Annotated in this window: 14 protein-coding genes; 7 read left to right on the forward strand and 7 right to left on the reverse strand. The window is 59.2% G+C overall.

What is annotated here, in order from left to right:
• Positions 1–11 precede the first annotated feature (11 nt).
• The 3 genes from D1224_RS03575 to D1224_RS03585 all read left to right on the forward strand — a co-directional run bounded on the left by D1224_RS03575 (position 12) and on the right by D1224_RS03585 (position 1,949).
• Positions 12–290 carry a DUF2218 domain-containing protein gene (locus D1224_RS03575; RefSeq protein WP_119378552.1) on the forward strand — a complete coding sequence of 93 codons (279 nt, stop codon included), beginning with the start codon at positions 12–14 and terminating at the stop codon, positions 288–290.
• A gap of 181 nt (positions 291–471) precedes the next feature.
• Entirely contained in the window at positions 472–1,368 is an 897-nt protein-coding gene (locus D1224_RS03580) for an acyl-CoA desaturase (RefSeq protein ID WP_233350381.1), read from the forward strand.
• Entirely contained in the window at positions 1,365–1,949 is a 585-nt protein-coding gene (locus tag D1224_RS03585) for an NUDIX domain-containing protein (protein WP_119378553.1), read from the forward strand. The genes D1224_RS03580 and D1224_RS03585 overlap by 4 nt, the downstream gene beginning before the upstream one ends.
• Before the next feature lie 60 nt (positions 1,950–2,009).
• On the opposite strand, the gene D1224_RS03590 is transcribed toward D1224_RS03585, so the two are convergent.
• The 5 genes from D1224_RS03590 to D1224_RS03605 all read right to left on the reverse strand — a co-directional run bounded on the left by D1224_RS03590 (position 2,010) and on the right by D1224_RS03605 (position 5,780).
• Positions 2,010–2,345, reverse strand: coding sequence for a YegP family protein (locus D1224_RS03590; RefSeq protein ID WP_119378554.1), 336 nt, complete (start codon positions 2,343–2,345; stop codon positions 2,010–2,012).
• Positions 2,346–2,450: 105 nt separating this feature from the next.
• Complete coding sequence (locus D1224_RS16425) at positions 2,451–2,609, reverse strand: hypothetical protein (protein WP_182482152.1); 159 nt, start codon at positions 2,607–2,609, stop codon at positions 2,451–2,453.
• A complete protein-coding gene (gene cydB, locus D1224_RS03595; RefSeq protein ID WP_119378555.1) occupies positions 2,602–3,642 on the reverse strand; it encodes a cytochrome d ubiquinol oxidase subunit II in 1,041 nt (346 codons plus the stop codon). Before cydB ends, D1224_RS16425 begins: the two co-directional genes overlap by 8 nt.
• 15 nt (positions 3,643–3,657) lie before the next feature.
• Complete coding sequence (locus tag D1224_RS03600; RefSeq protein ID WP_119378556.1) at positions 3,658–5,076, reverse strand: cytochrome ubiquinol oxidase subunit I; 1,419 nt, start codon at positions 5,074–5,076, stop codon at positions 3,658–3,660.
• A gap of 77 nt (positions 5,077–5,153) precedes the next feature.
• Positions 5,154–5,780, reverse strand: coding sequence for a peroxiredoxin (locus D1224_RS03605; RefSeq protein ID WP_119378557.1), 627 nt, complete (start codon positions 5,778–5,780; stop codon positions 5,154–5,156).
• A 131-nt stretch (positions 5,781–5,911) separates the two neighbouring features.
• Here D1224_RS03605 and D1224_RS03610 point away from each other — a divergent pair, with 131 nt between their 5' ends.
• Together D1224_RS03610 and D1224_RS03615 are read left to right on the forward strand one after the other, a co-directional pair.
• A complete protein-coding gene (locus D1224_RS03610; protein ID WP_119378558.1) occupies positions 5,912–6,709 on the forward strand; it encodes a hypothetical protein in 798 nt (265 codons plus the stop codon).
• Positions 6,709–7,335 carry an HAD family hydrolase gene (locus D1224_RS03615; RefSeq protein ID WP_119378559.1) on the forward strand — a complete coding sequence of 209 codons (627 nt, stop codon included), beginning with the start codon at positions 6,709–6,711 and terminating at the stop codon, positions 7,333–7,335. Before D1224_RS03610 ends, D1224_RS03615 begins: the two co-directional genes overlap by 1 nt.
• 18 nt (positions 7,336–7,353) lie before the next feature.
• Here D1224_RS03615 and D1224_RS03620 read toward each other — a convergent pair whose 3' ends face one another.
• Together D1224_RS03620 and D1224_RS03625 are read right to left on the reverse strand one after the other, a co-directional pair.
• Positions 7,354–7,839 carry an MgtC/SapB family protein gene (locus D1224_RS03620; RefSeq protein ID WP_119378560.1) on the reverse strand — a complete coding sequence of 162 codons (486 nt, stop codon included), beginning with the start codon at positions 7,837–7,839 and terminating at the stop codon, positions 7,354–7,356.
• A gap of 41 nt (positions 7,840–7,880) precedes the next feature.
• A complete protein-coding gene (locus D1224_RS03625) occupies positions 7,881–10,004 on the reverse strand; it encodes a TonB-dependent receptor (RefSeq protein ID WP_119378561.1) in 2,124 nt (707 codons plus the stop codon).
• 211 nt (positions 10,005–10,215) lie between these two features.
• Here D1224_RS03625 and mnmA point away from each other — a divergent pair, with 211 nt between their 5' ends.
• Entirely contained in the window at positions 10,216–11,394 is a 1,179-nt protein-coding gene (gene mnmA, locus D1224_RS03630) for a tRNA 2-thiouridine(34) synthase MnmA (protein WP_119379879.1), read from the forward strand.
• Positions 11,395–11,591: 197 nt separating this feature from the next.
• A complete protein-coding gene (gene sciP / locus D1224_RS03635; protein ID WP_119378562.1) occupies positions 11,592–11,882 on the forward strand; it encodes a CtrA inhibitor SciP in 291 nt (96 codons plus the stop codon).
• The last annotated feature ends 119 nt before the right edge of the window (positions 11,883–12,001 follow it).

The raw sequence follows: 12,001 nt of genomic DNA on the forward strand, positions 1-12,001 counted from the left end.
GAGAAATCGTAATGAAAAGAACAGCCCTCGTAAGAACCGAGAATGCCAGCCGCTATCTTCAACAGCTCAGCAAGCACTGGGCTCACAAGTTCGAGGTCGACTATTCGCAGACCGAGAGCCGGATAAAGCTGCCGCTTGGAAAGCTGAGCATGCAGGCCAGCGAGAGTGCGCTCGGACTGGAAGTGACTTCTGACACAACAGATTCGCTCGATCAGCTTTGCGACGTCATTGAACGTCACATTGACCGGTTCGCTCATCGGGAAAGTGCGCTCGTTTATGGGTGGAAATAACGCCAAAACCACGGTGCAGCGACGGTGTACTGGTGGTGTTTCTGCCGGTGTCGGCAAGCATAGATTGCAATGCAGTAACTCGCGGCGTTTTTTCCTTTGCCAAACTGCGATTGGTTCTTAACGTCTCCTGAGGCAGTCTCCTGCAGACTGAGCCTTATTGCCCGACGACCCGGAGTACTGAATGACCAAAATCCCACGCTCGCTTGCCATTCCAAAATCCTGGAAGACAATCGACATGCCAAGCCTGTTTTCGGCCTTCATCTATCCGGCACTAGGCATTGCGCTGCTGACCACCATGGTCGCACTCGGCTTCGCGCTGACGCAAATCGAACTCAAGCTCTGGTACATTCCGCTTTCGCTGGGCGTCACCGCGTTTACGATTTTTATCTGCAATGCTGGTATCGGCCCACTTCACCGCATCATGCAGCACCGCGCAGGCGAAATGGCATGGCCAGCACAGGTCCTGACCATGGTCAATCTGATGATCGCCATGCAGGGCAATGTGAAGGACTGGGTGAACTATCACTCCCAGCATCACCGTTTTGCTGATGGCCCGGGCGATCCGCACAATCCGTTCGAGAGCAAGCGCTGGGCCTGGGTTGGCTGGATCCTGTTCCGAGACCCGAAAGACACGATGCGCCCGATGCCAATCTGGCTGAAGAACCATCCGATCATTGTCTGGATGGACGGCTTCTACAATTCCATTTCCCTCGTCATCCACCTCCTCATCCCAGCGATCATCTACCTCATCGTCTGGGCGGCTGGCGGATCGCTGATCCTGACCGGCATCATCCATGCCAGCGTCGTGATCGGCCGTGCGATCCAGTTCCACGCCACCACCTATGGCATCAACGTTCTTGGCCACCTCAAGACCCCGGCCTGGGCGGACCATGCGATGGCGCTGCTGACCGGCGGCGAGGCTTTCCATGACCACCACCATGATGAGCCTGTGTCGGCGCTTCACCGCCCCCGCAAAGGCGTCTGGAACCGTATTGTCGACTATAACGGCACGATGCTGCTCATCTATGAGAAGCTTGGTTGGGTCAAAGGATTGAAGATCGCCCCTCGCTTCGCATGAACGAAAAACCGCTCAAGGACCGCGTGACCCTTGTCTCCAGCGACGTGCTCGCTGATGACTGGGTCCCGCTGGTCAAGCATACGATCGACTATGAACGCCGGGATGGGCGCCGCGAGCGCCTGTCGCGCGAAATCTATAACAGACCCGATGCCGCAGCAGTTCTGCCCTATGACAGCGCGCGCGGCACCGTCCTCCTCATCCGTCAGCTACGCCTGCCCGTCTTCCTGAAGGGCGACGAAGAACCGATGTGGGAAGCCTGCGCCGGTGTCATTGAAGATGAAGACCCCGAGCAGGCGATCAGCCGCGAAGCCATCGAGGAACTTGGCTACCAGTTGCATGACCTGCATCTCGTGACCGCCATGTATGCAAGCCCGGCAAGCTTTGGTGAGCGGGTCTGGTGCTATACAGCGACCTACAAACCTTCAGACAAGGTCGCGAGCGGCGGCGGCGCCAAGGATGAGGGCGAAGACATCGAAGTGGTCGAGCTTCCCTTCGACGATGCCTATGGCCGTATCGAGACCGGCGACATCACCGACGCGAAGACAATCCTGCTCCTCCAGCACCTCAAACTGTCGCTTTAAAGAAAAAGGGCGCCCGCAGCCTGACTGCACGCGCCCTTCTCCGAATTTGCAGACGGATGCTTAAGCCGTCAGGTCTTCAACGCGGGCGTCGGGCGCGTTCTTCTTGACGGACTCGATACCATTGTCGCGGCCAGAAGCGCTCTTGTAGTTCTCGGACGTTCCAATCACCTGGCCATTGGTGGACTTCAGATTGAAGCGGAAATTGCCAGCATCGGTTTCCTTGCGCTCAAAGCGCGCATCATCGGGCGCATTCTTCTTCACCGACTCGATGCCGTTCGTTGCGCTGGCTTTCTGCTTGTAGCCTTCGCTTGCGAGGATGACTTCGCCATTGCCGGCTTTGAGCCGGAAGCGAAATTCGCCGGCCTTGTCAGTGTAGAGTTCGAATTTGCCAGCCATTTGGCGCTCCTTTCCATTGGGGAATCGGTCGGTTGATGGTGCCTGAAAGCGTGGCCGCAGCGCTGGACGGGGTCAAGCAGGTTCAACCCGGCCGGGAGCGTCCGCTCACCCCATGAAGAGAAAACCGCGCAATATGTACGCCGTCGCCGCCACCAGGGTTACGCTGGCGATCGCGATACCCCAGAACCAGGCGAGCCGTTTCCAGAGAGGCCCGGCGGAGCCGCCGGTTTCGTCAGGGCCTTCAGGCTCTATCAGGTCAGTCATGATAGGCCTCGTCCGGGTCCACCTTGCCCCAAAAGAGCGAGTAGACATAACCGGTATAGATCAGGATGACCGGCAGCATAATGGCAGCGCCGACGAACATGAGCATCAGCGCATTATCGCGCGCGGCTGCCTGCCAAATGTCGACTTCGAACGGTACGATGTTCGGAAACAGGCTGACCGCGAGGCCGAGATAGCCTGACAGGAAGATACCGGCGGACAGGACATAAGGGCGCCAGTCGGGCGCAGAGACCTTCCCGGTAAGATCTCGCCAGACAAGCGCTGTCAGGACAAGACCAATAAGAGGGATTGGCGAGAGTGGCAGGATCTTGCCGAACTCAAGCTCTGCCATGGAGAATCCCCACCGCTCCGTCACGCGGGGATCAATGGAGAGCGTCGCAAGGCTGACCGCTGCAAAGCAGACTGCAACACCAATGAGTGCCATCATGCCGCGATTGCGTGCGCGCCGCTGCACCTCGCCTTCGGTCTTGAGCACAAGCCAGCAAGCACCGAGAAGGACATAGCCGATCGCGACCGATACGGCGACGAGAAGCGAGAACGGGGTCAGCCAGTCGAGCGGACCGCCCGCAAAGCTGCGGCCTTCAACCGTGACACCCTGTATGAAGCCGCCAAGGATGAGCCCCTGTGAAAGCGCAGCCGCAAGCGAGCCATAGAAGAAAGCGCCATTCCAGAACAGCTTGGTAGGCCGTCGCACGGCCTTGTGCCGAAATTCAAAGGCAACCCCGCGAAAGATAAGCGCTGCCAGCATGAGCAGGACCGGCAGGTAGAAGGCGGGCATCAGGATGGCGTAGGCGAGCGGGAAGGCCGCGAAGAGGCCGCCGCCACCGAGGATCAGCCAGGTTTCGTTTCCGTCCCAGACGGGTTCGATCGTGGCCGTCATCAGATTACGCTCGTCATCGGTCTTGGCAAAGCCGGTCAGGATGCCGATGCCAAGGTCCATGCCGTCAAGAAGGACATAGAGCATGACCGCCGTCGCGATCAGCAAGCCCCAGATCAGTGGAAGATCAAGTTCCATCGTCTCGCCCTTTCCCTATTCAGCAGGCTTGCGGCCACGTGGACCGGTTTCAGCGGGTTCTTCGACAGCGCCGAGTGGGGAACCGGGGGCGCGGTGTTCGCGCTCCGGCGGCTCTGGCGCGTCATCCTGAAAGCCGCGCGTCGCGATGCGCGCCATGTAGATGCTGCCTGCGGTAAAGATGATCGCGTAGACCACCATGAAGATGATGAGCGAGGTCGCCACCTGCCCGGTCGAGACCGGCGCGAGGCTGTCTTCGGTGCGAAGCTGTCCATAGACCGTGAAGGGTTGGCGGCCGACTTCAGCGACGACCCAGCCTGTGATGACGGCGATGAAGCCGAGCGCCCCGCCAGGAATGGCGAGCAGGTGGAAGAGGCCGGGCTTGTCGATACGTTTGCGCCACCAGAGGAAGCAGCCCCATATACCGAGGCCCAGCATGGCCATGCCTGCACCAACCATGATGCGGAAAGACCAGAAGACGATTGCGACCGGTGGGCGGTCTTCCTCGGCAAAGGCGTCGAGCCCTTCGAGCGGACCTTCAGCATGGGGGAAAAGGTACGGGCTGGTGCCAGGAATGGCGATTTCGGCAATGTTGCGTTCATTCTCCTCGTCCGGAAAGCCGAACAGGATTGTGGGTTGGACTTCGCTCGTTTCCCACCAGCCTTCAATCGCGGCGACTTTTGCGGGCTGATACTCATGGGCGATCTCGCCCGACCAGTGTCCGGCCCAAATCTGCAGAGGCATCAGGACTGCCAGCGTACCGACGGCCATACGCATCTGCCAGCGCGTCGGCTCTTCTTCATGGCGGCGGACAACCTGCCAGGCCCCTGCCGCCAGAATGACGGCAGCCGTCGTGATAAAGGCCGCCAGCATCATGTGAACATAGCGCGCCGGGAAGCTTGGATTGAAAATGACGTCCCAGAAATTCGTTGCGTAGAAATTGCCGGTCTCAGCATCAATCGCGAAGCCCGCTGGCGTCTGCATCCAGCTGTTTGCCGACAGGATCCAGAAAGCCGAAATCGTCGTCCCTATGGCAACCGCGCAGGTCGCGATGAAATGGAGCTTGTTGCCAACCCGCTTCCAGCCAAACAGCATGACACCGAGGAAGGTCGCCTCGAGGAAGAATGCGGTGAGGACTTCATAACCGAGCAGCGGACCGATCACGCTGCCTGTCTTGTCAGCAAAGACCGACCAGTTCGTGCCGAACTGGTAGGACATGACAACGCCGGACACGACGCCCATCGCAAAGGCGAGCGCGAAAATCTTGATCCAGTGGAGATAGAGCCGCTTGAAGACGTCCCGCTTCGTCCAGAGCCAGAGACCTTCACAGACCGCCAGGAAGGCAGCCAGACCGATCGTGAAGGCTGGAAAGATGATGTGGAAGGCGATCACGAACGCAAATTGCAGGCGTGAAAGGATAAGGGCGTCTAATTCCATGGAATGTTTTCCCGTTTCGCAGAATGTCAGCCGGGCTCGCATAGACTCCTATGGGGCCCGGCCGAATTAACACTGGCTCAGACCTTGGTAAAGCGAAGGTAGGGGCGTACCTCGTCCCAGCCTTGCGGAAACTGAGTGCGGGCCGCCTGGTTCGTAACGGATGGCGGGATGATGACCTTGGCGCCCATGACCCAGTCCGCCGGTGTCGCCACCTTGTACTTGTCGCCTGTCTGCAGCGCGTCCACGACGCGAAGAATCTCATCGAAGTTGCGACCCACGCTCATCGGATAGGTCATCGTGAGACGGATCTTCTTGTTCGGATCGATGATGAAGACGGACCGGACAGCCGCTGTTTCGCTCTCACCCGGATGGATCATGTCATAGGCCTGCGCCACAGCATGATCGATATCGGCGATAATCGGAAATGAGAGGTCAGTATTCTGCGTGTCGTTGACGTCATCGATCCATTTGAGGTGCTCTTCGACGCTGTCGGTCGACAGGCCCAGCGGCAGGACATTGCGGGCTGCGAACTCGTCGGCGAGTTGGGATGTCCGCCCCATTTCCGTCGTGCAGACGGGCGTGAAGTCAGCCGGGTGGCTGAACAGGAAAACCCATTTGTCCCCTGCCCAATCATGAAAGGAGATATCGCCCTTCGTTGTCGGGATGGTGAAGTCGGGGGCCGTGTCGCCAATGCGCAAGGACATATCAGTCGCTCCTGTAAGTCTGGTTTCCCCAAAGGTAGCGACTGGCCCTCTTCCCTTTGCCTGTGCATTCTGCCACGCGGCAGGATGGCGCGGGGGTGACGGACACTTCGTTCTGGTTCAAAAGACGGCTCATGCCAAAGACTAAACCCTCCACCACCGATACGAAAAAAGAGAAAGAGCCGCTTCACGAGCGCCTCAATATCTACCAGTGGTCAGTCGTCGCCATCCTGCTCTGGCTGGTCTTCGGCCTGGTGCCGATTGCGCTGATGCAACTGGTGCGGCTGGAGGATCTCGCCGCGACCCGTGTCTCTCAGTATGGTGCGATGTTCGGCGCGGCGAGCGCGTTCTTCTCAGGCTTTGCGCTTATCGGCATCATGCTGACCAATAGCGCGCAGAAGAAAGCGCTGGAGCTTCAGAAGCTCGAACTGGAAGAGGTCGCCGACAATCAGCGCAAGGCGCTGAACCTGCAGATTATTCTGGCATTCATGGACGATATCGCCGCCGATGAATTCCGGCAGGCCTCTGGCATTCTGTTCGACTATGAGCGAGCGGGCGCGCTCGGCCGATACGGGGTCCTGCGTCACAAGACAGATCGCACGCCAGAGGAAGAAGCCGAGTATCAGCGCTTCGATTCTGCCCGCCGCCGGTTCGTTCTCGTCTTCCACAAGATGAAACGCCTTCATGCGGGCGGCGCGGTGGATCTTTCCACTGTGCGGACCGTCTTCTCCCCTGATCTCGTCTGGACGCTTTTGCTCGTCGATGAGCCGATGGAAGAGGCAATCCGCGCCAACTACAGCCGCGACACGTTTGTTTTCTTCCAGGAGCTGTATGAGCCCGAAGAGATACTCGGCCAATGGCCGAGGACGCCCGGCAACCCGCTGCCGACACGCCTGAAGGGCACAGCTTTCGACCTGGACACGAGCACCTGATGACCGCACCACGCTATAAACTCATCGCCTGGGACTTTGACGGGGTCCTCAATGCCAACGTCCAGAACGGTGTCTTCAAATGGATGACGACGTTTGAACAGGATACAGGGCTGCCGATCGACTCCCTGGCGAGCTATCTCTTCTCCGGACGCTTCCAGCGGGCCATGGTGGGCGAAGCGGACCTGCACGAGCTTGTCGGCGACTGGGCCGCTGAACATGGCGTGCCGCACCGGGCGGGCGAGGTGATCGACTACTGGTTCGACAAGGACCATATTCCCGATGAGACGACGCTGGATGTCGTCCAGCGTGCGCGCCGGGCGGGGATTACCAATGTCATTGCCACCAATAATGAGGTCTACCGTGCCGACTGGATCGAGGCGCAGGGCTTTGGCGAGCATATGCATACCGTGTTCGCCGCTGGCCGCATGCGGCTCGCCAAGCCTGACCTTGCCTATTTCGCGCATATCGAGGACGCGCTCGGACATGGCGGCAAGGATGTTATCCTCGTCGATGATATGGCCGAGAATGTTGAAGCCGCCCGCCAGCATGGCTGGGACGCGTTTCATTTCGTGCCGGGATGCCATGACGCGCTGGCGGAGAAACTTGGCCTTGCTGGCAATCGCTAGGCACCGCGAAGGCAAGGCCTAGTCTTTATCTGTGACGGGCAGGTACCGTTCCAGCCATTTGAACAGGACCATGATAACCAGCGCGAGTATGGTCACCAGCGCCGCAATGGCCATGAAACCGGCACCGCAGGCGAGACCGATTGCGCCTGCCAGCCAGAGCCCTGCTCCGGTCGTCAGACCCTCAAGTCGGCCGCTATGGCGTATGATGGCCCCCGCCGCGATGAACGCGACCCCCGCCGTTACGGCTTCGACAATGCGCAGCGGGTCTGGCCGGATGCTCGAGGCGTCTTCAGTCGACTCGACCAGATAACTCACTTCAAGCGCGATGATGGTGAACAGACAGGCTGCCAGCGACACCAGCATGAATGTGCGAAGGCCTGCCGGGCGGTCACGTATCTCGCGTTCGGCACCTATGAGCGCGCCGAAGATGCAGGCCGCCGCGATGCGCACGACGATCTGCATCGTTCCGATTTCGGTCGCAAAGAAGCTGTCGAGCATTTCCATGCTCGCAGAAACGTCTTAGCCGCGCGGGACGTTCCCGGCGTCTAGAACCGCCCGCTAACCGTCAGCCTTGCATTGAGCGGTGCGCCGACGCTTGCCTGATGGGTGGCGTGGGCGTTCGGGAAGTAGAGCTCATCAGTGGCGTTCTCGATGTTGAGCTGGACCCGCACGGCGTCCGACACGTCGTAGAAGGCCGCAGCATCGACGCGCGTATAGGCTGGCAGGATCGCCGTGTTTCCATTGTCGATGAAGCTCTCATCCTGATAGGTCACGCCAAGGCCGATGCCGAAGCGGTCGGTCAGGCGATAAGTGTTCCAGATCGACGCCATGTGTTCTGGCAGCTCACGCGGACGATTTCCGGTCGGGCCGGTGCGGTTGACGATCTCACCATCGAGATAGGAATAGCCAGCCGAGATAAACCAGCGGTCGCTGAACTCGCCCTGCACCTGAACCTCGAAGCCCTGTGTCTCGGACTCGATCACTTCCAGTGTGGACGGGTCATTGTCAGCGACCTGCGGGGAGCGTTGTTCGATCTCGAAGATGGCCGCCGTCAGGCTGACGCCGCCAATGAGGTCCCATTTGAGGCCTGCTTCCAGATTTGTGAACTCATCCGGGTCGAGCTGGTTTGCAGCGCCATTGATATCGGAGAACTGCTCACCGCTGCGCGGCAGGAAGGTCGCGCTATAGCTCGCATAGAGGGAGACGTTCTCCTGCGGCTTGTAGACGAGGCCAAGGCGTGGGGAGACTTCCTCATCCTTGCGGCTGCGGGTGTCGTTAGCGAGGACGTTCAGGACTTCGATATCGAAGCTGTCAAAGCGCAGGCCGACGATGACGTCGAGCTTTTCGGAGATCTCGATCTCATCCTGGATATAGGCCGAGAAGACATCGACTTCAGCCTTGGTGAAGTCGTTGATGTCGACGGTATAGTCATTGGTCGTCAGCTGGCCCGCCGCATTGATACCGACGCCGCCGTTCAGGATTAGAGGGCGACGGATATCGAAGACTTCATTGTCGTCAGCGGTCGTGTCCCAGAAAGCGTTGAACCGATCATTGTCATTCGAGGTGTCGATGTACTCACCGCCGACAATGATGGTGTGCTCAAGGCCCCAGGTTGCCGGTTGCCAGACGAGGTTGCCCGACAGGATGGTGTTCTGGCGCTTGGTTGAGTCCTCATAACCATCCAGCGTGACAAGGCCAGGCGTCGCCGCTTCATTGTAACTGGATGCGTAGAAGTTGCGGTAGCGCTTGTCATAGTCGCCATAGAACAGGCTGACATTGGCTTTCAGGGTCTCGGAGAAACGATGCTGCAGCGATGAGCGCAGCAGATGAGCTTCAAGGAAGGTACGGTTCAGCTCCGGATCGCCGAACACAATATCACGAAACGCTTCGACAGGGCGGCCATCTGCGCCGGTCGGAATGCCCCGGTCCACGAAGCGCTCATGATCCAAGTATTCATAGGAAAGGTCGAGCGTCGTCGACGGGGTCAGTTCTATACGCGCCGTCGGGTTAATGCCGATCCGCTCGCCGTCATAGAAGTCGCGGTGATTGTCCAAATTGTCGTACATCGCATTGATGCGAAGCGCCGATGTATCAGACAGGGCGACATTCTGGTCGATCTGCGCGCCGAAACCGCCAAACGTGTCGACGCTTGCCTGGTAACCTGTAAAGGTCTCTCCCACGACACCCTTCTTGGTGACACGATTCAGGATGCCGCCCGTGCCGCCCCGACCAAACAGGAGCGCATTCGGACCGCGCAAGATCTCGATCTGCTCGAGATTGTAGAGCGGCCGGTAATACTGCACGTCGTCGCGCACGCCATCGACGAAGAAGTCGGCCGTCGATCGCACACCGCGGAACACGACAGCGTCGCGGTGGCCTTCACCCTGCGAGGTGTTCACGCCGGGCGTGTAATCGATGATATCGCCAACGCTGTTGAATCCCTGCTGCTCGATCTGGTCAGCCGTGATGATGGAAAGGCTCTGCGGCACATCAATGATGGGCGTGGGCGATTTCAGCGCGTTCACTTCATCAGTGTACAGATACTGGCCGGTCACCAGGATGGAATCGAGGACCTTGTCTTCTTCGACCTTTTGAGCGGCGGCGATGGGCGCGGCGAAAAGCAGGGTCAGCGCGCTCGCACCGTGAAGGGTTTTGTGCAGGTGTTTCATCTGGTTTCGGGCCCCTAGAAAATGTACTGGATGCGCCTACTGCAAATGCGAATGACTGGCAAACTCACGGGTGCAGTATCTTGCAGTTATCGCTTTGAGGATCGCCAGGCCTCGCTGACACCCTGCCCCTGACATCGACGCCAAGATCGACTATGTAGCGCGCTTCAAATTGATGTTTCTGCTGCGGGCCTTGAACCCGCTGGAGGATGAGATGACTGATACGAAGATCGCCCCTGCGGGCGAGCTCAATTCGCTTGGGCTGCCAAAACCCCCATCTGAAACCCGCGTCGTGGCCGCCATGTCTGGTGGTGTCGATAGCTCTGTCGTCGCGGCTATGCTGGCCGATGAAGGCTATGATGTCGTGGGCATCACGCTGCAGCTTTATGACCATGGTGCCGCCATCGAGAAGAAGGGCGCCTGCTGCGCAGGTCAGGACATCCATGATGCGCGTAATGTGGCCGATCAGGTCGGCATCCCCCACTATGTCCTCGACTATGAAAGCCGGTTCAAGGAACAGGTGATGGAAGATTTTGCCGACACCTATATGGCCGGCTCCACCCCCATCCCCTGTATCCGTTGCAACCAGACCGTAAAGTTCAAGGACCTTCTTGCCACAGCAAAGGAGCTTGGCGCTGACTGCCTGGCGACGGGGCATTATATACGCCGCACCGATGGCCCTGATGGCTCAGAGCTTCACCGCGCAGAAGATGCCTCCCGTGACCAGTCCTACTTCCTGTTCGCAACCACGCGCGAACAGCTGGATTACCTACGTTTTCCGCTGGGCGGCCTGCCAAAGACGCGCGTGCGCGAGCTTGCAGAAAAATACAATCTGCCGGTCGCGTCCAAGCCCGACAGCCAGGACATCTGCTTCGTGCCGCAAGGTTCCTACGCCGATGTGGTCAAGAAGCTGCGCCCGGCGGCCGGGCGCGGCGGTGAGATCGTACATCTTGATGGCCGCGTCCTTGGTGAGCATGACGGCGTCATCCACTATACGATTGGTCAGCGCCGCGGACTTGGCGTTGCGACGGGCGAGCCTCTCTTCGTGGTCAAGATCGATGCGGCGACGCGCAGGGTCATTGTCGGCCCGCGTGAAGCACTGCTGACGGCGGGCCTCACCATGGAAGAGCTGAACTGGCTCGGCGATGGAAGCCTGGAGGAAGCTTGCGACATGGGCTTGCCCGTGCTGGCACGCGTGCGCTCCACGCGCGAACCCCTTCCAGCGCATCTCGGCTGGGCCGGCGACCAGCCTGCTGTCTTCTTCGACATTCCCGAAGAAGGCGTCGCGAAGGGCCAGGCCTGCGTCCTGTACGATTTTTCATCAAAAAGTCGCGTGCTTGGCGGAGGCTTCATTGCCTCCACAATTGCCGCAGATGAACGTTTGAGCGCATAAAAATAAAGGAACCTGTCCGGTTCCGGCACACCTGCCCCAGCCGGGGACAGGTTTGCGAAGCCTTGCTTAATGGGGCCTGCGAGAACGTATCGAATTTTTATGAAAACTCACAGGCTTCGCTGAAAGGTCATTTAAGTCCCGCGCGCTAGAGCAGATGTCGGGCGCAAAACGCGCCTTCAGGACTTAACCGCTAAGAAATGGTGGATCTCATGGCGCAGCAAGCCGCAGCTAGAACTCTGAGCATTAAAGGGCCGGATGGCCAGGTCATGACCAGGGAGGACCTGCCGCCGCCAGGTATCCGCCGGTGGGTTACGCGCCGCAAGGCACAGGTTGTTGCGGCCGTTCGCGGAGGTCTGCTTTCCAAGAATGAAGCGTGTGAGCGCTACGCCCTTTCCGAGGAAGAGCTGGCCGGCTGGTCGCGCCTCTATGACGAATATGGCACCAAGGGTCTGCGCACCACGCGTCTGCAGCACTACCGCGCCAACTAGAACTGGCACTCCATCATCCCTGTCGAACCGCTTTGATCCGTTAAAGCGCCGTTTACGCTGACAGGCCTAGCCTTGAGGGAGATATCCCAAGGGGCAGGTCATGACAGCAGGCAGGTCAA

This window comes from Henriciella barbarensis (assembly GCF_003576345.1).
GTDB classification, from domain to species: domain Bacteria; phylum Pseudomonadota; class Alphaproteobacteria; order Caulobacterales; family Hyphomonadaceae; genus Henriciella; species Henriciella barbarensis.